This window comes from Oerskovia sp. NPDC060338, from assembly GCF_042726295.1.
Lineage (GTDB): Bacteria > Actinomycetota > Actinomycetes > Actinomycetales > Cellulomonadaceae > Oerskovia > Oerskovia merdavium.
In genome coordinates this window covers 1-18,936 of the sequence record NZ_JBHXCQ010000006.1, presented here as the reverse complement: position 1 = coordinate 18,936, position 18,936 = coordinate 1, and the positions used below count along the sequence as shown (strand labels likewise).

Below are 18,936 nucleotides of genomic sequence, written 5' to 3'. Positions count from 1 at the left end.
GCGGGTCCGCTACGGTGGTCGCACCGACGTCGACGACGACCACCGAGGTGACCGCCATGCCCCGCCGCACCGTCCTGCTCGCCGGAGCCGTGGCGGCGTCGTGCGGCTCCCTGGCGCTGGCCGCCGCGCTGGGCGCGACCGGGCCGGTCGCGATCCCGCCGCAGGGGCCGTGGATCGTCGGGGTCGACGCGTGGCCCGACGGGATCGACGTCTGCATCGAGGACCCTGCGGTCGAGTACGCCGTGACACCGCTCCCTCTGCCGCCGCTCCCGACGACGGTCGCTTTCGTCCCCGGCGCCGTCCGCGAGGACGTCGAGCGGGTCGTGACGTGCCTGGACCGGTACGTCCCGCTGTCGAGCATCGACGTGATGACCGTGCCGGCCGGGGTCTCGTAGGCGCCCCCCGCTGATCCGCCCCCGGGCGACACCTGGTGGTCTCCGCCGACCGTCCGGTCCGGGTGCCCGCTATCCTTCCCCCGAAGACACGGGGTGCCCGCTCCCACGAGCCGGGCTGAGAACACACCCGTCGAACCTGATCTAGCTAGCACTAGCGAAGGGATGTCGGCAATGTCGCTTGCTGCCACCACACCTGTCCTGCCCCGACCCGAACCCGCGTCCAGCACCGCACGAGAACGCGTCGGGTCGCCCGGGGCCGAGGCCTCCCGCCCCCGCGTCCTGTCCATCGCGGGCACCGACCCGACGGGAGGCGCCGGGATCCAGGCCGACCTCAAGGCGTTCGCGGCGCACGGCGCGTACGGCATGGCGGTCACGACCGCCCTGGTCGCGCAGAACACGCACGGCGTCCGCACGGTCCACGTCCCGGGCGCGGACTTCCTGACCGAGCAGCTCGACGCGGTCTCGGACGACGTGGTGATCGATGCCGTGAAGATCGGCATGGTCGCCGACGAGGCCAATGCGCGTGCCATCGCGACGTGGCTCGGCCGGGTGCGTCCGCCGTTCGTCGTGCTCGATCCCGTCATGGTCGCCACGAGCGGCCACCGCCTCCTCGACGAGGGGGCCGAGCAGGCGGTGCGCGACCTGGTCGCGCTCGCCGACCTCGTGACCCCCAACCTCCCCGAGCTGGCCGTCCTCCTGGGCGAGCCGGCCGCGACCACCTGGCCGGACGCCCTCGCCCAGGCGAGGCGCCTGCACGTGGCGAGCGGCGCCGTCGTGCTCCTGAAGGGTGGTCACCTCACGGGGGAGGAGTCGCCCGACGCGCTCGTGGGGCCCGACGACGTCACGACCTTCTCCGCGCCCCGCGTCGACACCGTGCACACCCACGGGACGGGGTGCTCGCTGTCGGCTGCGGTTGCGGCGCTCCGACCCCGGCGCGACGACTGGGCGGGCGCCGTGCGCGATGCGAAGACCTGGTTGACCGGCGCGCTGCGGGCCGGGGGAGCGTTGACGGTGGGCACGGGCCGCGGACCCGTCGACCACCTGGCGCACCTGCCCACGCTGGGCCTGCGGGCGTTCTCCGAGGAGGCCTGGGAGCGGATCGCGGGCTGGCGCGAGGCCGTCGAGAGCATGGGGTTCGTGCGGGCGCTCGCGGACGGGAGCCTCGCCGTCGAGGACTTCGGGTTCTACCTCGCGCAGGACGCCGCGTACCTCGCCGAGTACTCGCGCGTGCTGTCGCGGGCGAGCCAGCTCGCGCCGACGCCCGAGGCCCGGCAGTTCTTCGCGGGCGCGGCCGTCGAGTCGCTCGAGGTCGAGCAGGCGCTGCACCGTGACTGGTTGGGCGAGCACGCCGGGATGGACCGGGGGGCGGTCGAGAGCGTCGACCCCTCTCCCGTGACCGCCGCCTACACCAACCACCTGCACGCGGCGTCGAACGGGTCGTACGCGGAGACCGTCGCGGCGCTGCTGCCGTGCTACTGGCTGTACTCGTACATCGGCGACGTCCTGGTGCGCCGGGCGGGGGACCTCGACGGGCATCCGTACGCGCGGTGGATCTCGCTCTACGGCGACCCGGCCTTCCAGGAGGCGACGCGCACCGCGTGCTCTTTCGCCGACGAGGCCGCGCGCTGGGCCTCGCCCGCCGAGCGCGAACGCATGCTGCGCGCGTTCGAGCTGTCCTCGATGCACGAGTACCTGTTCTTCGAGCAGGGGATCGAGCGGCCGACCTGGCCCGAGGCGCCGGTCGGGGGCGCCGAGAAGTGAGCAGATGCCCCTGATCCGGGGGGAACGGGGGCATCTGCTCACTTCTCGGCGCGAGCGGCCGTCCTCACGCGCTCGTCGTCCCGCCGTCCGGGTACGAGCAGTCGTACCCGGGCGGCCACCAGCGCCACGACGTGCTGACCTCGTTCGACGACACGCCCTCGGGGCGCTCCGTGACGCACTGCGTGCGCATCTGGTCGAGCCCGACCGTCAGGTAGTAGACCGCGAGCACGCCCGTGAAGACGACCATGAGGACGGTCAGCGCCAGGCGCAGGCGGCGGTCCGTCCGCCGGGTGGGTTCGTCCTCGCCGGGGCGCGGCGGCACCCAGTCCCAGCTCACGAGGCGGCGCTCGGGACGAGCAGGACCTTGCCCGTCGTCGCGCGGCCCTCGAGCGCGCGGTGCGCGTCGGCCGCGCGGGCGAGCGGGAACGTCGCGCCCACGCGCACGTCCAGGTCCCCCGAGGCGACGAGCGCGAAGATCTCGTCGGCGCGCTCGATGAGCTCGGCGCGCGTCGCGGTGTAGTCGTCGAGCTTGGGGCGGGTCGCGAACAGCGACCCGCCCTTGTTGAGGCGCTGCAGGTCGAACGGAGGTACCTGGCCCGAGGACCCGCCGAACAGCACGAGCATGCCGCGGCGGCGCAGCGACGCGAGCGACGCCTCGAACGTGTCCTTGCCGACCGAGTCGTAGGCGACCGCGACACCCCGGCCGCCCGTGAGGTCGCGCACGATCGCGGGCAGCTCGGTCGTGAGGTCGTCGAGCTCGGCGTAGTTCAGGACGTCGGCCGCCCCGGCCGCGCGCGACAGCTCGGCCTTGGCCTCGGTCGAGACGGTCGTGATGACGCGCGCGCCGCGGCGCACCGCGAGCTGGGTCGCGAGCAGCCCGACGCCGCCGGCCCCCGCGTGCAGCAGGACGTCGTCCCCGGGCTGGACCGGGTAGGTCGAGGTCACGAGGTAGTGCGCCGTGAGCCCCTGGAGGGCCACGGCCGCCGCGAGCCGCAGGTCGACCGACTCCGGCACGGGGATCGCGACGTCCGCCGGGACGATCACCTGCTCGGCGTACGAGCCGGACGCGTTGGTCCAGGCGACGTGGTCGCCGGGCTCGAAGTCCGTGACGCCCGGGCCGACCGCCCCGACGACGCCCGCGCCCTCGGTGCCGACCACGTGCGGGAACTCCATCGGGTAGACCCCCGCCCGACGGTAGGTGTCGATGAAGTTGACCCCCGCCGCCGCGACCTCGACGAGGAGCTCGCCGGGTCCGGGGACCGGGGTCGGGAGCTCGACGAGCTCGAGGACGTCGGGGCCGCCTGCCTGGAGTGCCTGGATCGCGCGCATGGGGTCAGCCTAGGCGGGACGTCGGCTCAGGCGGTGGCCGGACCCGCCGAGGCCCGCCAGCGTCCGTGGCGGCGCTCGACGTGGATCGGGTGCGCGAAGCAGCGCGAGACCGCCTCGGAGGTCAGGACCTCGTCCGCACGGCCGGACGCGGAGACCCGCCCCGGCGCGAGCAGCAGCGCGTGGCTCGTGGACCTGGGCAGCTCCTCGAGGTGGTGGGTCACGAGGACCGAGGCGACCTCGGGGTGCGCGACCCGCACCGCGTCGATCGTCGCGAGGAGCTGCTCGCGCGCCGCGACGTCGAGCCCTGTGCTCGGTTCGTCGAGCAGCAGCAGCGCGGGGTCGGCGACGAGCGCCCGGGCGATGATGGTGCGTCCGCGCTCTCCCTGCGACAGCGTGGTCCACGGCTCGTGCTCCTTGCCGCCGAGCCCCATGTCGGCCACGAGGGCGCGCGCCCTGTCGACCTCGGCCCGGGTCGGCTCCCAGCGCTGGCGCCAGTCGATCGTCCCGGTGATCCCGGTCAGGACGACCTCCTGGATCGTGAGCGCGGTGCGCAGCGGGTGGCGCGGGTTCACGTGCCCGATCCGGCGGTGCAGCGTCTGGACGTCGACGCGCCCGAGCGTGTGCCCCAGCACGTCGACCCCACCGCGCGTGGGGTGGTTGCGCGCCGCGCACAGGCTGAGGATCGTGCTCTTGCCCGCACCGTTGGGACCGACCAGCGCCCAGTGCTCGCCCGCGCGGACCGTGAGGTCCACGTGCTCGAGGATCGTGCGGCCGCTGCGGACGAACGCGACGTCGCGCATCGCCAGCACGACGGCGGCGCCCGCCTCGGCCGTCGAGGCGCCCGGGGGAAGGGCCACCCGGGCGTCGCCGGGCGCCGGGCGCGGAGGCGTCACGGTCCCGGGTGCGGGGGAGGCGGTGTCAGTGCTCACGGGTGACCTTCTCGTGGACGGAGTCGAGGTGCCGGCGGCTCGTCGCGGCGGCGCGGTCGGCGTCGCGGTCGCGGACGGCGTCGAGGATCGCCTCGTGGGCGTCCTGGTCGTGCCGGTGGCGCTCGCCTGCGCCGTCGAGCTCGATCATGTCGACCATCGCCCGACGCAGGCGCGGGACGAACGTCGCGAACAGGTCGGTCAGGACCGCGTTGTGCGCGGCGTCGACGACCGCGCGGTGGAAGACCAGGTCGGCGTCGACGTACTCCCGGGCGCTCGCGGTCGGGGAGACCTCGCCACGGCCCGCGAGCGCCCGGGCCATCGCGCGGAGGTCGGCCGGGGTGCGGCGGGTCGCGGCGAGCCGGGCGGCCTCGGTCTCCAGGGCGCCGCGGACCTCGAGCACGTCGACGATCTCGCCGCGCCGCAGGACCTCCTCCCAGTCCTCGCTCGCCTCGGCCCGGACGACGTAGACGCCCGAGCCCTGGCGGCTCTCGAGAACTCCCTTGCCGGCGAGCTGGCGGACGGCCTCGCGCACGGTCGAGCGCCCCACGCCGAGCTCGTCGGCGAGCGCCTGCTCGCCGGGCAGCTTGTGGTCGAGCGGCCAGGTGCCGGTGCGGACGCGGTCGAGCAGGAGCGCGGCGGCCTGGTCGGCGAGGGGGAGCCGGCGGAGCGTGGGCATGGGAGCCAACCTCTCAGGTTGTCTGAGGACTTGATCGCCGCTAGCGTACCTCCCATGTCGTGGAGCGCACTCCTTCTTGGTCGCCGCGGCGGGGCCTGAGCCGACCGGCTCCCCGCCGTGGGGAACTGCCGTGCGCCGGTCGGACGCCGCCTGCCGTGCACCGCGCGGCCCGCACCAGGAGACGCGACCATGACCACCAGCCCGTTCCCCACGCTGCGCACCCCCGACGGCGCACCGGCCCCCGGCCGGCCGGCGTGGAATCGCCAGCGCGCCTCGCGCATGCCCTCGCACCGTTACCAGGACGTGTTCTCGCGCGTCGCCGTGCCGCTCACGGACCGCCTGTGGCCCACCCGTCGACTCACCGCGGCGCCGCTGTGGGTCCCCGTCGACCTGCGCGACGGCAACCAGGCTCTGACCGAGCCCATGGACCCCGCCCGCAAGCGCCGCTTCTTCGAGCTGCTCGTCGCGATGGGGTACACCGAGATCGAGGTCGGCTACCCGTCGGCCTCGCAGACCGACTTCGACTTCGTCCGCCTGCTCGCCGAGACGGACCTGGCCCCCGAGCACGTCACGATCGTGGTCTTCACGGCCGCCCGGGCGGACCTGATCGCCCGGACGTTCGAGTCGGTCCGCGGTCTGCGCAACCCCGTCGTGGTGCACCTGTACACCGCGACCGCCCCGACCTGGCGCGACGTCGTGCTGGGCAGGGACCGGGCCGAGCTCTCGGACCTGATCGCCGCCGCGGGCGCCGAGGTCCTGCGGCACGCGGGCGACGACCCGCGCGTGCGCTTCGAGTTCTCGCCCGAGGTCTTCAACCTCACCGAGCCCGACTACGTGCTCGAGGTCTGCGCGCGCATGACGACCCTGTGGGACGCGACGCCCGAGCGGCCCGTGATCCTCAACCTCCCGGCGACGGTCGAGGTCGCGACGCCCAACGTCTACGCCGACCAGATCGAGTACATGCACCGCAACCTCGACCGGCGCGACGCGGTGATCCTGTCCGTCCACCCGCACAACGACCGCGGCACGGGCGTGGCGTGCGCCGAGCTGGCGGTCCTCGCGGGCGCGCAGCGCGTCGAGGGCTGCCTGTTCGGCAACGGCGAGCGCACGGGCAACGTCAACCTGGTGACGTTGGGACTCAACCTGCACGCGCAGGGCGTGGACCCCGAGATCGACTTCTCCGACGTCGTCGCACGGTCGTGGACTGCAACCGGATCGATGTGCACGAGCGCCACCCGTACGCGGGCGACCTGGTGCACACGGCCTACTCCGGGACGCACCAGGACGCGATCCGCAAGGGTCTCGCGCGCCATCGCGCTGATGCGCGAGCGGCGGACCTCGACCCTGCGGACGCCCCCTGGAAGGTGCCGTACCTGCCCGTCGACCCTGCCGACGTCGGGCGCTCGTACGACGCCGTGGTGCGCGTCAACAGCCAGTCCGGCAAGGGGGGCATCGCCTACCTGCTCGAGTCCGCGTACGGGCTCGAGCTGCCTCGACGGCTCCAGATCGACTTCGCGCGCCGCGTGCAGGAGCACGCGGACGGCAGCGGGGGAGAGGTGACGGCGGAGGGCTTGTGGCGCCTCTTCGAGGAGGCGTACGTCCTGCCCGACGGCGGAGGTCCCCAGGTCGTGCCGCTCGCCTGGTCGGTCGCGCGGCCGGGCGAGACGGACGACTGCGGCGAGCGCCTCGACGTCGTGCTGTCCGTGGAGGGTGAGCGGGTCGAGCGGTCCGCGGTCGGTGCGGGACCCGTCGACGCGCTCGCGAGCATCCTGGCCGGGCTGGGGCTCCCGGTCGAGGTGCTGGGGCTGACGCAGCAGTCCGTCACCGCGGGCAGCGACGCGGGGGCCGTGACCTACCTGGAGCACCGTGCCGCGGACGGCTCGGCGGCGTGGGCCGTGGGGAGGGACGCGTCGGTGCTGGGCGCGAGCGTGCGGGCCCTGGTCGCGGCGGCGAACCGCTCCTGATCCGCTCGCGCTCGACCTGCCGGCCGTCGGGGGCCGGCAACGACGTCTCGAGCGCGGCTCGCCTGGAGGCCGAAGGCCGCCTCGGGGCCGCCGACGGCCGGCCCACCCGACGTGCCCAGAGGCCAGCGGCTGACGGGCCACCACCTCTGGCACGGTCCGCGGCTCCGTCCGGTGTCGGTACCCCGTGGCACGCTGCCTGCATGGCTACCCATGCGCACGGCATCCATCACTCGATCGACTACCTCGAGCTGTCCGTCACGGACATGGCCGAGGCGCAGTCGTTCTACGCCGAGGCCTTCGGGTGGGAGTTCGTCCCCTACGGTCCGGGGTACGCGGGCTTCCGCACCGCGGCCGAGGAGGGGGAGGCAGAGGCGGGTGGTCTGGCGCTCGCCGACCAGGTCACACGGGGTGGCCCGCTCGTCCTGCTCTTCTCCGCGGACCTCGACGAGTCGCTCCTGCTGGTCCAGGACGCGGGCGGAGAGATCCTCGAGGGACCGTACGACTTCCCCGGTGGGCGGCGGTTCCACTTCCTCGACCCGAGCGGCAACGAGCTGGGCGTCTGGGGTCGGTAGTTCCCGATTCGACTGCATAACTATGTATAGTTCTGCATATGACGATCACAGTGGCGGTTGCCGGGGCTTCCGGGTACGCGGGAGGGGAGATGCTCCGGCTGCTGTCCGGGCACCCCGAGGTCCAGGTCGGTGCGCTCACGGCGCACTCCAACGCGGGGTCGGTCCTCGGGCTGCACCAGCCGCACCTGCGATCCCTCGCGGATCGCGTCCTGCTGCCGACGAGCGTCGAGCACCTGGTCGGCCACGACGTCGTCGTGCTCGCGCTGCCGCACGGCGCGTCGGGTGAGATCGCGGCGCAGCTGCCCGACGACGTCCTGGTCCTCGACCTCGGTGCCGACCACCGGCTCTCCTCGGCCGCGGACTGGACCGCGTTCTACGGGTCCGAGCACGCTGGCACCTGGCCCTACGGGCTGCCCGAGCTCCTGATCGCCGAGCAGACGGGCGCCGGGGTCGAGTACACCAAGCAGCGCGAGGTCCTGGCGGGCGCGCGCCGCATCGCCGTCCCGGGCTGCAACGTCACTGCCGTGACCCTGGGCCTGCAGCCCGGCGTGGCCGCGGGCCTCCTGGACCCGGTCGACGTCGTCGCGGTCCTCGCCAACGGGTACTCGGGCGCGGGCAAGTCCCTCAAGACGCACCTGCTCGCCTCGGAGGCGCTCGGCTCGGCCCAGCCCTACGCCGTGGGCGGCTCGCACCGGCACATCCCCGAGATCGCGCAGAACCTGCGCTCGGCAGGCGCAGCCGAGGTGACCATCTCGTTCACCCCCACCCTGGTGCCCATGTCCCGTGGCATCCTCGCGACCGCGACGGCGCGCCTCGCTCCCGGACACGAGGACCTGAGTGTCGACGCCCTGCGCCAGGCCTACGCGCAGGCGTACGTGGGCGAGCCGTTCGTCCAGCTCCTGCCCGAGGGGCAGTGGCCCACGACGGCCATGACGCTCGGCGCCAACACGGCCCTGGTCCAGGTCGCGATCGACCGCGCCGCGGGCCGCGTCGTGACCGTCACCGCGATCGACAACCTCGTCAAGGGCACCGCAGGCGGCGCCGTCCAGTCCATGAACATCGCCCTGGGTCTGCCGCAGACCCTGGGGCTCACCACCGAAGGGGTCGCACCGTGACCGTCACCGGACCGCTCGGCTTCCGGGCCGCAGGAGTCGTCGCCGGGCTCAAGTCCACCGGCAGCAAGGACGTGGCCCTCGTCGTCAACGAGGGGCCGCTCGACGTCGCCGCGGCCGTCTTCACGACCAACCGCGTGTTCGCGGCCCCCGTCGCGTGGTCGCGCCAGGCCGTCGCGGACGGGATCGCGCGCGCCGTCGTCCTCAACTCGGGTGGCGCCAACGCGTGCACCGGCCCCGAGGGCTTCGCCGACACGCACCACACGGCCGAGTACGTGGCCGACCTCCTCGAGGTCTCCGCGGGCGACGTCCTGGTCTGCTCGACGGGACTCATCGGCGAGCGCCTGCCCATGGACAAGCTCCTCGGGGGCTGCGACGCGGCGGCAGGGGCGGCCGACGCCGAGGGCGGCCCCGACGCGGCCCTCGCGATCATGACGACCGACACGGTCCCCAAGACCGTGCTCGTCACGCGCGAGGTGCGCGACGAGCACAGCGTCGACGGCGCCTCGAGCTGGTCGGTGGGCGGCATGGCCAAGGGGGCGGGCATGCTCGCTCCCGGCCTCGCGACCATGCTCTGCGTGCTGACGACCGACGCCGTGGTCGACGCCGCGACCGCCGACGCCGCGCTGCGCGCCGCGACGGCCACCACGTTCGACCGGGTCGACTCGGACGGCTGCATGTCGACGAACGACACGGTGATCCTCCTGGCCTCCGGTGCGTCCCAGGTGCCGGTGTCCCTCGAGGAGCTCACGGCGGCCGTGACCGAGGCGTGCGCGGACCTCGCCCGCGCCCTGGTCGCGGACGCCGAGGGCGCGAGCCACGACATCGCGGTCGTCGTGAAGAACGCGAGCGACGAGACCGCGGCGCTCGCGGTCGCGCGCGCCGTGACGCGTTCGAACCTCTTCAAGGCCGCGGTGTTCGGCAACGACCCCAACTGGGGCCGGGTGCTCTCGGCCGTGGGGACCGTCCCCGAGGACGTCGCGCCCTTCGACGCGCTCGAGCTCGACGTGTCGATCAACGGGGTCCAGGTCTGCCGGGCCGGGGGAGTGGGCGAGCCGCGCGAGCTCGTCGACCTGGCCTCGGCACGCGAGGTGCACGTCGAGATCGACCTGCACGCGGGCGACGCGCAGGTCACGGTCTGGACCAACGACCTCACGCACGACTACGTCCACGAGAACAGCGCGTACTCCTCATGAGCACCCCGACCTCCGAGGACGTCGTGTTCGACACCCGCACCGACCTGACCCCCGGCCAGAAGGCCGAGGTCCTGCTGGAGGCCATGCCCTGGCTCCAGGAGTTCCGCGGCGCGCTCGTGGTCGTCAAGTACGGCGGCAACGCCATGATCGACGACGAGCTCAAGGCCGCGTTCGCGCGCGACATGGTGTTCCTGCGCCAGGTCGGCCTGCACCCCGTGGTCGTCCACGGCGGCGGCCCGCAGATCTCCGCGATGCTCGCGCGGCTCGGTATCGAGAGCGAGTTCCGCGGCGGGCTGCGCGTCACGACCCCCGAGGCCATGGACGTCGTCCGCATGGTCCTCACGGGCCAGGTCTCGCGCGAGCTCGTCGGGCTCATCAACGCGCACGGGCCCTACGCGGTGGGGCTCTCGGGCGAGGACGGCGGTCTGCTCCAGGCGCAGCGCCGGCACGCGATGGTCGACGGCGAGCCCGTCGACGTCGGCCTGGTCGGAGACGTCGTGGAGGTCCACCCGTCCGCGGTCCAGGACCTGCTCGACGCCGGGCGCATCCCCGTCGTCTCGACCATCGCCCCGGACCTCGACGACCCCACCCAGGTGCTCAACGTCAACGCCGACACGGCCGCCGCGGCGCTCGCTGTCGCGCTCGGAGCCAAGAAGCTCATCGTCCTGACCGACGTCGAGGGCCTGTACACCTCGTGGCCGGACAAGACCTCGCTCGTCAGCCAGATCACGCGGACCGAGCTCGCCGCGCTGCTGCCCTCGCTCGAGGCCGGCATGGTCCCCAAGATGGAGGCCTGCCTGCGCGCTGTGTCCGGCGGGGTCCCGCGCGCGACCGTGATCGACGGCCGCGTGGCCCACTCGGTCCTCCTGGAGGTCTTCACGACGCGCGGCAACGGGACCATGGTCGTCCCGGACCCGCTCACGTCGAGCACCACGACCCCCACCGCCCACGTCACCTCGCAGGAGCAGGCATGAACGGCACGACCGGCGAGATCTCGCCGACCACCTCGGACAGCGCTGCCGACCCGGCGGCCACGGGCGTCGAGGGCGCTCCGGGCCGCGAGGGCACCGCGGACACGACCCTGACGGGACCGGGCAGCGTCGCGCAGTGGACCGAGCGCTACACGCACGCGGTCATGGACACGTTCGGCGCCCCTCAGAAGGTCCTGGTCCGCGGCGAGGGCGCGTACGTGTGGGACGCCGACGGCAAGCGTTACCTCGACCTGCTCGCGGGCATCGCGGTCAACGCCCTGGGGCACGCGCACCCCACGCTCACCGCGGCCGTCAGCGCCCAGCTGGGCACGCTCGGGCACGTGTCGAACTTCTTCGGCACGCCCACCCAGATCGCGCTCGCTGAGCGCCTCCTGAACCTCGCCCAGGCCCCCGAGGGCTCGCGCGTGTTCTTCACCAACTCGGGCACCGAGGCCAACGAGGCCGCGTTCAAGATGGCGCGCCGCAACCGTGACGGGGCCGCCGGCCCGGGCGCGCGGACCAGGATCCTCGCGCTCGAGGGCGGCTTCCACGGCCGCAGCATGGGCGCGCTCGCCCTCACCTCCAAGGCTGCGTACCGCGAGCCGTTCGAGCCCCTGCCCGGTGGCGTCGAGTTCGTGCCGTTCGGCGACCTGGTCGCGCTCGAGGAGGCGTTCTCGGACGAGGCCGTCGCCGTGCGCGGCGAGGTCGCCGCGCTGTTCGTCGAGCCGGTCCAGGGCGAGGCGGGCGTGCGCCCGCTCCCGCCGGGCTACCTGGTGGCCGCGCGCGAGCTGACCGCGTCGTCGGGCGCGCTGCTGGTCCTCGACGAGGTCCAGACGGGCGTGGGACGCACGGGGACGTGGTTCGCGTTCCAGCAGCAGGAGATCGGCGGGGGCGTCGTGCCCGACGTCGTCACGCTCGCCAAGGGGCTCGGCGGCGGGTTCCCGGTGGGAGCCGTCGTGGCGTTCGGCGAGCGGGCCGCGACCCTCCTGGGACGGGGCCAGCACGGCACGACCTTCGGCGGCAACCCTGTCGCCGCGGCGGCGTCGCTCGCGACGCTCGCCGTGATCGAGCGCGACGGCCTGCTGGCCAACGTGCGGGCCGTCGGCGAGCAGCTGCGCGAGGGGATCGCGGCGTGCGGCAACCCCGTGGTCGCCGGCACGCGCGGCCACGGCCTGCTGATCGCCGTCCAGCTCTCGGCGCCCGTCTCGGCCGAGGTCGCGCGCCTGGCCCTCGACGCCGGGTTCATCGTCAACGCCGTGCAGCCCGACGCGATCCGCCTCGCCCCGCCCCTGATCCTGACCCGGGACCAGGCGAGCGAGGTCGTCGCGTTCTTCGCGGGCCTGCCCGCCGACCTCGCTCGACGCGTACCCACCCCCACCCCCGCCCCCACCGCCTCCGCCACGCCTCCGAAGGGCTGACAGTGACTGCCTCGACCGCCTCCGTCCGACACTTCCTGCGCGACGACGACCTCACCCCCGCCGAGCAGCGCGAGGTCCTCGAGCTCGGCCTCGGTTTCCGCGAGGACCGTTTCATCCGCACGCCCCTGCGCGGCCCCCAGGCCGTGGCGCTCATCTTCGACAAGCCCTCGACCCGGACCCGCGTGTCGTTCTCGGCGGGGGTCGCCGAGCTCGGCGGGTACCCGCTGACGATCGACGGCGCGACGAGCCAGCTCGGTCGCGGCGAGCCCATCGCGGACACCGCCCGGGTCCTGGACCGCCAGACGTCTGCGATCGTGTGGCGGACCTTCGGCCAGGAGCGCATCGAGGAGATGGCGCGGGTCGCGAGCGTCCCGGTCGTCAACGCGCTGACCGACGAGTTCCACCCGTGCCAGATCCTCGCCGACCTGCTGACGGTCGCCCAGCTGCGCGGCGGCGTCGGCGCGCTGGCAGGCACGTCGCTCGCCTACCTGGGCGACGGGGCCAACAACATGGCCCACTCCTACCTCCTGGGCGGGGCGACCGCGGGCATGCACGTGCGCATCGGCGCACCGGCGCAGTACCTGCCGGACCCGGCGATCGTCGCCGACGCCGAGCGCATCGCGCGCGAGACGGGCGGCTCGGTCCTGGTGACGACCGACGCGCTCGAGGCCGCGCGGGGCGCCGACGTCGTCGCGACCGACACCTGGGTCTCGATGGGCGACGAGGCGAGCGCCGCCGAGCGCGAGCTGCCGTTCGTGCCGTACCAGGTCAACGCCGAGGTCATGGCCGTGGCGGCCCCCGACGCCCTCGTGCTCCACTGCCTGCCGGCCTACCGGGGCAAGGAGATCACCGCCGAGGTCATCGACGGTCCGCAGTCGGCCGTCTGGGACGAGGCCGAGAACCGCCTGCACGCCCAGAAGGCGCTGCTGACCTGGTTGCTGGAGCGATCGTGACGACCGGGGGCCTGGGACCGGGCAGCGTGCCGACCACCAAGGCAGCACGTCACGCGCGCATCGCACAGCTCGTCGCGCGGCACGAGATCCACTCGCAGGCCGAGCTGGCCAAGGCGCTCGCGGAGGACGGCGTGAGCGTCACGCAGGCGACACTCTCGCGCGACCTGATCGAGCTGCGCGCCGAGAAGGTCCGCAGCGCCTCGGGCTCGCTGGTATACGCGGTGCCGGGGGAGGGCGGGGACCGCTCTGTCCAGGTCGCGAACGACGCCGAGTACGTCGCCGCCCGGCTCGCGCGCCTGTGCGGCGAGCTCCTGGTCTCGGCCGAGGCCTCGGGCAACCTCGTGGTGCTGCGGACCCCTCCGGGGGCGGCGCAGTACCTGGCCTCGGCGATCGACCACTCGGTGTTCGTCGGGGTGCTCGGCACGATCGCGGGCGACGACACGGTCCTGGTGATCTCGCGCGAGGTCGACGGCGGCGAGGAGATGGCCGCGCGCTTCCTGGCCCTGAGCAACCCGGTCGGGCCGTCCGCCTCCTGACGTCCGACGGCCTGCGGGCTGACAGACTGTGACAGGACACCGGAGGCCGTGACGCGCGCGGGGCCGCCTGCCGCACCCGCGTCCGCACGGCCGCACTCGCACGACAGACAGACACGAACGACCCTGCCGACGACGAGGGCGACCCGCTCGCCCGGTCGCCGGCGGGGAGAACCCTTGAGGTCCTCGGCCGACGGCCGGGGCCTCGGCCGCCCGCGACGAGACGTCCGGGAGCGGCATCGACCTCGGTACCGGGAGCCTGAACCATGAGTGACGACCTGAACGACAACACCCCTGCGCCCGGGGACGAGCAGCCGGCGGCCGCCGCGCCTGCCGCCCCGGTCAGCCTGTGGGGTGGCCGCTTCGCCGGTGGCCCCGCCGAGGCGCTGGCGGCGCTGTCGCAGTCGACGCACTTCGACTGGCGGCTCGCGCAGCACGACATCGCAGGATCCCGGGCGCACGCCAAGGTCCTGGCCGCGGCCGGCCTGCTCGACGAGGACGAGCTCACGGCGATGCTCGAGGCCCTCGACGTGCTCGCGGCCGACGTCGAGTCGGGGGCCTTCCTGCCGGTCCTGGCCGACGAGGACGTGCACACGGCCCTCGAGCGCGGGCTCATCGAGCGTGCGGGGGCCGAGCTGGGCGGCAAGCTGCGTGCCGGGCGCTCGCGCAACGACCAGATCGCGACCCTCGTGCGCTCGTACCTGCGCGAGGAGGCCCGCGCGATCGGCATCCTGGTGCTCGACGTCGTCGACGCCCTGATCGAGCAGGCCGAGGCGCACCCGGGCGTACCCATGCCGGGTCGCACGCACCTGCAGCACGCGCAGCCGGTGCTCCTCGCGCACCACCTGCTCGCGCACGCGTGGCCGCTGCTGCGCGACGTCGACCGCTTCATCGACTGGGACGTGCGCGCGGGGCGCTCGCCGTACGGCTCGGGCGCGCTCGCGGGCTCGTCGCTGGGCCTGGACCCGGCGGCCGTCGCGGCGGACCTGGGCTTCGACGGCCCGGTCGAGAACTCGATCGACGGCACGGCCTCGCGCGACGTGGTCGCCGAGTTCGCGTTCGTCTCGGCCATGCTGGGCGTGGACCTCTCGCGCTTCGCCGAGGAGATCATCATCTGGAACACCAAGGAGTTCGGCTTCGTCCGCCTGGACGACGCCTACTCGACGGGTTCGAGCATCATGCCGCAGAAGAAGAACCCGGACATCGCGGAGCTCGCGCGCGGCAAGGCGGGGCGCCTCATCGGCGACCTGACCGGCCTCCTGGCGACGCTCAAGGGCCTGCCGCTCGCGTACAACCGCGACCTGCAGGAGGACAAGGAGCCGGTGTTCGACCAGGTCGACACGCTCAAGGTCCTGCTGCCCGCGTACGCGGGCATGGTCCGCACCCTGACGTTCGACACCGAGCGCATGGCCTCGCTCGCGCCGCAGGGCTTCTCGCTCGCCACGGACATCGCCGAGTGGCTCGTCCGCGAGGGCGTGCCGTTCCGTGTGGCGCACGAGGTCGCGGGAGCGTGCGTGCGGGTGTGCGAGGAGCGCGGGATCGAGCTGTGGGACCTCACGGACGCCGACCTCGCCGAGATCTCGGCGCACCTGACGCCCGGCGTGCGGGACGTGCTGACGGTCGAGGGCTCGCTCGCGTCGCGCGACGCGGTGGGCGGCACGGCTCCGGCGCGTGTCGCCGAGCAGCTCGAGGAGGCGAAGGTCCGCTCGGCGGAGTACCGCTTCTGGGTCCAGGGCTGAGGCCTGCATGAGCGTGAGCGCTGAGGTCCTCGCGGACCTCGTCTCCCGCGTGCACGACGGCGCAGCCCGCCTCGGCGCGGGACGTCCGGCAGGTCCGGGCGTCCCCGTCGGGCCGGGGTGCCGTCTGGTCGTCGTCGACGGCCCGGCCGGTTCGGGCAAGACGACGCTCGCGGCGCAGCTGGGCGAGGCGCTGCCGGCGCAGGTGGTCCACATGGACGACCTGTACGAGGGCTGGACCGGGATGACCGCGGGGACCGGGCGGCTCGTCGAGCAGGTGCTCGGCCCGTTGTCGCAGGGCAGGCCGGGGTGCTACCAGCGCTACGACTGGACGCTCGGTGACTTCGCGGAGTGGCACGACGTGCCCCTGGCCCCGTTCCTCGTCGTCGAGGGGTGCGGGGCCGGGGCCCGCAGGATCGCCGACCTGACGACGCTGCTGGTGTGGGTCGAGGCCGACGACGAGATCCGCCTCGCCCGGGGGATCGCGCGCGACGGCGACGACGCGTACGACGCCTGGATCGACTGGATGGTCTCGGAGCGTGAGGTCTACGCGGTCGAGGGGACGGCCGAGCGGGCCGACGTCGTGCTCGACGGCTTCGGGGAACCGGTGCTGCGACCCGACCGGGCCGCCGGAGGCGTCGCGGACGTCTGAGGCGACGACCGTCCCGGGCGTGCTCCTGAGTCGGTCGGTGGGAAGCACCCCCGAAACATGCGGGGCGTAGATTGCGGGGGAGACCCGCGCCGAGCCAGGGAGGCCACCGTGCCCGATCCCCTCCGATCCAGCACCGCCGACCTCCGCCCCGTGCAGGATCCGGACGGACCCGTCCTGGACGTGCCGGCCCGGGGCTGGTTCGGGCGGTCGAGCCTCGAGGTCGCGCGGGACCTGCTCGGGTCGTCGATCACGCACCGCACGCCCGAGGGCACCGTCACGGTCCGCCTCACCGAGGTCGAGGCCTACGACGGCGAGCGCGACCCGGGCTCGCACGCCTTCCGGGGGCGCTCCGAGCGCAACCGGGTCATGTACGGCGAGCCCGGTCACCTCTACGTGTACCGGCACCTGGGCCTGCACCACTGCGTCAACGTGGTGTGCGGGCCGCTCGGACAGGCGTCGGCGGTCCTGCTGCGGGCGGGCGAGGTGACCGACGGCGTCGAGCTGGCCAGGGCGCGTCGTCTGGCGGTCGGGGTGTGCGACTCGGACCGGCAGATCGCGCGGGGGCCCGCCCGGCTCGCGGTGGCGCTCGGGCTCGACCTCGACCACTACGGGCTCGACGTGACGGACGTGGCGGGCGACGTCGTCGTGCACCGGGACACGCGCACGCTGCGGCCCGCGATCGCGACCGGACCACGTGTGGGCGTGAGCGGCGACGGGGGAGACGCGAGCGTCTACCCGTGGAGGCTGTGGCTCACCGGCGACCCGACGGTCTCCGCCTACCGTCCCGCGTATCGCCGGACGCGCTGAGGCCTGCGTCCGGCGCGGGCCGGACGCACCGGACGACCCTGCTGCCCCCCCGGCGCTGCCCGGGACCGCGACGCGGATCGCGATCGAGGCCCGACCACCCGCGAGGCGCGGCGTCCACGGAGCAGGGGAAGTCGGTGCTCGGGGGCGGGACACGGCAGACTAGGACATCGGGCGTGCGCCGGGACGGACGGCGCCCCCGATCCAGGCCCTGCGCCGCACCGCGCGCGGGCACGACGAAGGAGATGCAGTGAACGACGTTCTCGACGAGTTGCAATGGCGAGGCCTGGTGGCGCAGTCCACCGACGAGGCCGCGCTGCGTGCTGCGCTGGCCGAGGGACCCGTCACCTATTACTGCGGCTTCGACCCGACCGCGCCGAGCCTGCACCACGGCCACCTGGTCCAGCTCATCCTGCTGCGCCACCTGCAGCTCGCCGGTCACCGCGCGATCGCGCTCGTCGGCGGCGCCACGGGCATGATCGGCGACCCGCGCCAGTCGGGCGAGCGGATCCTCAACACCAAGGACACGGTCGCCGAGTGGACCGAGCGGCTCAAGGCACAGGTGTCGCGCTTCCTCGACTTCGAGGGCGACAACCCGGCACGCATCGTGAACAACCTCGACTGGACGGCGGGCCTCACGGCGATCGACTTCCTGCGGGAGATCGGCAAGCACTACCGCCTGGGCACCATGCTGGCCAAGGACACCGTGGCGCGCCGCCTGAAGTCGGACGAGGGCATCAGCTTTACCGAGTTCAGCTACCAGATCCTCCAGGGGAACGACTACCTCGAGCTCTTCCGACGAGAGGGCGTCACGCTCCAGACGGGCGGCAACGACCAGTGGGGCAACCTGCTCTCGGGCGTCGAGCTGATCCGCAAGGCCGAGGGCGCGTCGGTGCACGTCCTGACGACGCCGCTCATCACGAAGGCCGACGGGACCAAGTTCGGCAAGACCGAGGGCGGGGCCGTGTGGCTCGACCCGGACATGATGAGCCCGTACGCCTTCTACCAGTACTGGGTCAACGCGGACGACGCCGACGTGGTGGGCTGGCTCAAGATCTTCACCTTCCGCACGGCCGAGGAGATCGCCGAGCTCGAGCGTGCCGTCGCGGAGCGCCCAGCGGCGCGAGAGGCGCAGAAGGCGCTCGCGGCCGACGTCACCACGCTGGTGCACGGTGCGGCCGCGACCGAGGCGGTCGTCGCCGCGAGCCAGGCGCTGTTCGGACGTGGTGACCTGGCCGCGCTGGACGCGGGCACGCTCGCCGCGGCCGTGGCCGAGCTCCCGCGCACGACGGCGGCTGCCGGCGACGCGGTCGTCGACCTTCTGGTCGGGTCGGGTCTGGTGGCGTCGAAGGGCGCCGCACGTCGTGCGATCGCGGAGGGCGGCGCGTACGTCAACAACGTCAAGGTGACCGAGGAGGACGCTGTCCTCGGCGCGGACGACCTGCTCCACGGACGGTTCGCCGTCCTGCGTCGCGGCAAGCGGACGCTGGCGGTCGCGGCTGCCGCGTAGGGCCGTGACGAGCGGGGCCCGGTGAGCTGTCGACCGGGCCCCGCGGGCTTCCCTGGCGCGGGAGCGCGCCGCGCGGGCGCTGCGGTGACGGGCGTCACGACGGAGCGGTTTGACCTTCCCGGCAACCTCCACGTAATGTTCTGGATGTCAGCCCGACAGGGAGGAACAGACACCACTGCGAAGCTCCTCGGAGCCGCCGCGAAGTGGCTGGTCCCGCAGGCTGGCTCCTCCAAGAAGTTCAGATCCTCGATCTGGCGTCTCGTGAGGCAGATCAGCAGAGAACGTCTCCGCCTCGGCGGTAGACACGGACTCTCCGGTCTGGTAAGGTAGAGAAGTTGCCCCGAGTGAAGGCCTGGAAACGGGTTGGAGTCGGTGCGTGTCGGTTGCTTGAGAACTCAACAGTGTGCTTGATAGTTAATGCCAAT

The 18,936-nt window shown here is 73.6% G+C and carries 17 protein-coding genes, 1 pseudogene and 1 riboswitch; of the genes and pseudogenes, 14 read left to right on the top strand and 4 right to left on the bottom strand.

All coding sequences use genetic code 11. The features are described 5' to 3' along the window. The first annotated feature begins 56 nt into the window (after window positions 1–56). On the top strand, window positions 57–395 hold the full coding sequence (locus ACFWGN_RS08825) for a hypothetical protein (RefSeq protein WP_191804067.1): 339 nt from the start codon (window positions 57–59) through the stop codon (window positions 393–395). Window positions 396–474: 79 nt separating this feature from the next. Continuing rightward, a riboswitch (TPP riboswitch) is annotated at window positions 475–575 on the top strand. Beyond that, window positions 567–2,156, top strand: coding sequence for a bifunctional hydroxymethylpyrimidine kinase/phosphomethylpyrimidine kinase (gene thiD / locus ACFWGN_RS08820; protein WP_377616553.1), 1,590 nt, complete (start codon window positions 567–569; stop codon window positions 2,154–2,156). (Overlaps the previous riboswitch by 9 nt.) A gap of 64 nt (window positions 2,157–2,220) precedes the next feature. On the opposite strand, the gene ACFWGN_RS08815 is transcribed toward thiD, so the two are convergent. Genes ACFWGN_RS08815 through ACFWGN_RS08800 form a run of 4 tightly spaced genes read right to left on the bottom strand, consistent with a single transcriptional unit; the run spans window position 2,221 to window position 5,090 of the window. Next, complete coding sequence (locus ACFWGN_RS08815; protein ID WP_377616552.1) at window positions 2,221–2,493, bottom strand: hypothetical protein; 273 nt, start codon at window positions 2,491–2,493, stop codon at window positions 2,221–2,223. After that, on the bottom strand, window positions 2,490–3,485 hold the full coding sequence (locus ACFWGN_RS08810) for a quinone oxidoreductase family protein (RefSeq protein ID WP_377616551.1): 996 nt from the start codon (window positions 3,483–3,485) through the stop codon (window positions 2,490–2,492). The genes ACFWGN_RS08815 and ACFWGN_RS08810 overlap by 4 nt, the downstream gene beginning before the upstream one ends. A gap of 26 nt (window positions 3,486–3,511) precedes the next feature. After that, window positions 3,512–4,414: an ABC transporter ATP-binding protein gene (locus ACFWGN_RS08805; RefSeq protein ID WP_377616550.1), complete on the bottom strand. Its 903-nt coding sequence runs from the start codon at window positions 4,412–4,414 to the stop codon at window positions 3,512–3,514. Further along, window positions 4,404–5,090 (bottom strand): FadR/GntR family transcriptional regulator, encoded by a 687-nt coding sequence (locus ACFWGN_RS08800; RefSeq protein WP_377616549.1) that lies wholly within the window; start codon window positions 5,088–5,090, stop codon window positions 4,404–4,406. The genes ACFWGN_RS08805 and ACFWGN_RS08800 overlap by 11 nt, the downstream gene beginning before the upstream one ends. A 279-nt stretch (window positions 5,091–5,369) precedes the next feature. Here ACFWGN_RS08800 and ACFWGN_RS08795 point away from each other — a divergent pair. The 12 genes and pseudogenes from ACFWGN_RS08795 to tyrS all read left to right on the top strand — a co-directional run bounded on the left by ACFWGN_RS08795 (window position 5,370) and on the right by tyrS (window position 18,511). Beyond that, window positions 5,370–7,054 (top strand): annotated as a pseudogene (locus ACFWGN_RS08795) (2-isopropylmalate synthase). A gap of 200 nt (window positions 7,055–7,254) precedes the next feature. Continuing rightward, window positions 7,255–7,626: a VOC family protein gene (locus ACFWGN_RS08790; protein WP_377616548.1), complete on the top strand. Its 372-nt coding sequence runs from the start codon at window positions 7,255–7,257 to the stop codon at window positions 7,624–7,626. 38 nt (window positions 7,627–7,664) lie between these two features. After that, window positions 7,665–8,741 carry an N-acetyl-gamma-glutamyl-phosphate reductase gene (gene argC / locus ACFWGN_RS08785; protein ID WP_377616547.1) on the top strand — a complete coding sequence of 359 codons (1,077 nt, stop codon included), beginning with the start codon at window positions 7,665–7,667 and terminating at the stop codon, window positions 8,739–8,741. Beyond that, window positions 8,738–9,934 (top strand): bifunctional glutamate N-acetyltransferase/amino-acid acetyltransferase ArgJ, encoded by a 1,197-nt coding sequence (gene argJ, locus ACFWGN_RS08780; RefSeq protein WP_377616546.1) that lies wholly within the window; start codon window positions 8,738–8,740, stop codon window positions 9,932–9,934. The genes argC and argJ overlap by 4 nt, the downstream gene beginning before the upstream one ends. Further along, window positions 9,931–10,908 (top strand): acetylglutamate kinase, encoded by a 978-nt coding sequence (gene argB, locus ACFWGN_RS08775; protein ID WP_377616545.1) that lies wholly within the window; start codon window positions 9,931–9,933, stop codon window positions 10,906–10,908. Before argJ ends, argB begins: the two co-directional genes overlap by 4 nt. Beyond that, complete coding sequence (locus tag ACFWGN_RS08770) at window positions 10,905–12,323, top strand: acetylornithine transaminase (RefSeq protein ID WP_377616544.1); 1,419 nt, start codon at window positions 10,905–10,907, stop codon at window positions 12,321–12,323. Before argB ends, ACFWGN_RS08770 begins: the two co-directional genes overlap by 4 nt. A 2-nt stretch (window positions 12,324–12,325) precedes the next feature. Beyond that, complete coding sequence (gene argF, locus ACFWGN_RS08765; protein ID WP_377616543.1) at window positions 12,326–13,276, top strand: ornithine carbamoyltransferase; 951 nt, start codon at window positions 12,326–12,328, stop codon at window positions 13,274–13,276. Continuing rightward, window positions 13,273–13,812 (top strand): arginine repressor, encoded by a 540-nt coding sequence (locus ACFWGN_RS08760; protein WP_318244551.1) that lies wholly within the window; start codon window positions 13,273–13,275, stop codon window positions 13,810–13,812. Before argF ends, ACFWGN_RS08760 begins: the two co-directional genes overlap by 4 nt. A 263-nt stretch (window positions 13,813–14,075) precedes the next feature. Beyond that, window positions 14,076–15,548, top strand: a complete 1,473-nt coding sequence (argH, locus tag ACFWGN_RS08755; protein WP_377616542.1) for an argininosuccinate lyase — start codon at window positions 14,076–14,078, stop codon at window positions 15,546–15,548. Window positions 15,549–15,555: 7 nt separating this feature from the next. Next, window positions 15,556–16,197: a uridine kinase gene (locus ACFWGN_RS08750; protein ID WP_377616541.1), complete on the top strand. Its 642-nt coding sequence runs from the start codon at window positions 15,556–15,558 to the stop codon at window positions 16,195–16,197. Window positions 16,198–16,305: 108 nt separating this feature from the next. Continuing rightward, the gene (locus tag ACFWGN_RS08745) at window positions 16,306–17,004 is read left to right on the top strand and encodes a DNA-3-methyladenine glycosylase (protein WP_377616540.1); all 699 of its coding nucleotides are present in this window, start codon (window positions 16,306–16,308) and stop codon (window positions 17,002–17,004) included. 247 nt (window positions 17,005–17,251) lie between these two features. Beyond that, window positions 17,252–18,511, top strand: a complete 1,260-nt coding sequence (gene tyrS / locus ACFWGN_RS08740) for a tyrosine--tRNA ligase (protein ID WP_377616539.1) — start codon at window positions 17,252–17,254, stop codon at window positions 18,509–18,511. Window positions 18,512–18,936 lie beyond the last annotated feature (425 nt).